2 protein-coding genes are annotated in these 1,567 nt (G+C 61.1%); both read right to left on the reverse strand.

Annotated elements, in window-relative coordinates:
- Positions 1-62: 62 nt before the first annotated feature.
- Positions 63-416 carry a PH domain-containing protein gene (locus tag AWC02_RS05440; protein WP_085127770.1) on the reverse strand — a complete coding sequence of 118 codons (354 nt, stop codon included), beginning with the start codon at positions 414-416 and terminating at the stop codon, positions 63-65.
- A 133-nt stretch (positions 417-549) separates the two neighbouring features.
- Positions 550-1,356, reverse strand: coding sequence for a DUF2510 domain-containing protein (locus AWC02_RS22465; RefSeq protein WP_237160334.1), 807 nt, complete (start codon positions 1,354-1,356; stop codon positions 550-552).
- Positions 1,357-1,567: the final 211 nt, after the last annotated feature.

Raw genomic sequence — 1,567 nt, forward strand, 5'->3', positions numbered from 1 at the left:
CCGCGGCACTGACCGCCTGAACCATCACAACGAAGAATCACACGACGACGTCGTACACCACGTCAAAGGACTTGACCGATATCGACCTGCCCTTTGAAATCCAGACGGACCTTGCCAAGGCCAGAGAACCATAGTTCTAACTCGGCATCGAGGTCGAACCGTCCTGCCGTCTCGATGCTCCAGGCCTGGATCTTGCTATAGGGAAGAGACGAGTAATCGCGCTTCTTTCCGGTCAAACCCTGAACATTTATCGCGATGAGGCGCTTGTTGGTGAAGACCACCGAGTCACGCACTCCCCTGAAGCTAAGGTGCACAGCTTCCCCGTCAACGAGGATTGGTGCCAGCTCGGAAGCAAGAGCTCGCGGATCGCTGGGTGCAAGCCGCGCAAACAAACCGCCACTCTGAAAGTCGATCACTTCAGCAGAATATCGCTAGGAAGACCGGACGTGGCCCGAAGCTGAACTCCTATCGGCGCCGTCTCGCGTCCGCGCGCAACCTTGAAACGGGTTGGGTTCGGCAGGGCGTCGCCGGATCTCGGCGATATTCGCGCTAGCGCGTGCGAATTGGGGCGGTGTGCTGGGTCCAGGCCGAGCCGTCCCAATATCGAAGAAGGTGCGGATGATGCGGGTCCAAATACCAACCTGCCGGCGGCAGCGGCGGGGCGGGTTCCCCGGATGGGGAGTACGTCGACGTCCGACCGCCCGCTCTGTATCGAGCTTCCGGTTGGTGCGCGCCGGTGAAGATAGCCTCAGGCAATTGATAGGCGAGCGGGTCACGCTGCGTCGGAACCAGACGAGGCACTGTTATCGGTTCCCCGTCCAAAACCGCGACGCTGGCTTCGTTGGCTTTGATTGCGGCAATGCGAACCTCGGCTGCGACGGCAGATCCGGTGATGTCGCCCCAGCATGCCGTGATCAGTCCGCGTGACTGAAGGTGCCTGACGAGCGGTAGGTAACGCTGGCTCATCTGCGGAGTCAGTTGGCCCACGCAGGTGTCATCAATCCGTACCTCGACCACCGTTCGTTCGACGCTGCCGCGACTCACGTCGAGTTCGTGCAAGCTCGCAATGACTGGGCCGTAACCACTGGGAGGAACGAACTTCAGGACCGCATCGGCGAAGTGATCTTCCTTCGTGACCTGGACGAGGGATGAGCTGGGCAGCAAGGTGTAGGGCTTCGCGGGTGGATCGTTGACTGGAAGCTGGGCGCTCCGTTCGTCCAGCTTCAGCTGAATCTTTGCGGCGAAGTCCTTCGGCGGCTCCCCGTCACCATCCCAACCGTCCCAGTTAGTTGTAAAGAAGGCGTAGACCCGCCCGGGCACGATCGGGGTGTAACCCGATGCCAGTACCCGCCGCACAGTGCCAGCCCAGGTTGGGGCGTCTTCCCTGGCGAGATAACCAACTGTGCGACCGTCCGCCCGGACCGCGATCGCCCAGGGGTCGAAGGGGTTCGCGGGTTCTGGGATCAGTTCGAAGTCACGCCTAACTTCAACTGACCGCGCTCACTGAAATTCCCCACTGACGCTCATCGAAATTCCCCACCCGTGTGGCTCCGCCGAGAAGGGCGGG

It is taken from the genome of Mycolicibacter engbaekii (assembly GCF_002101585.1).
Lineage (GTDB): Bacteria > Actinomycetota > Actinomycetes > Mycobacteriales > Mycobacteriaceae > Mycobacterium > Mycobacterium engbaekii.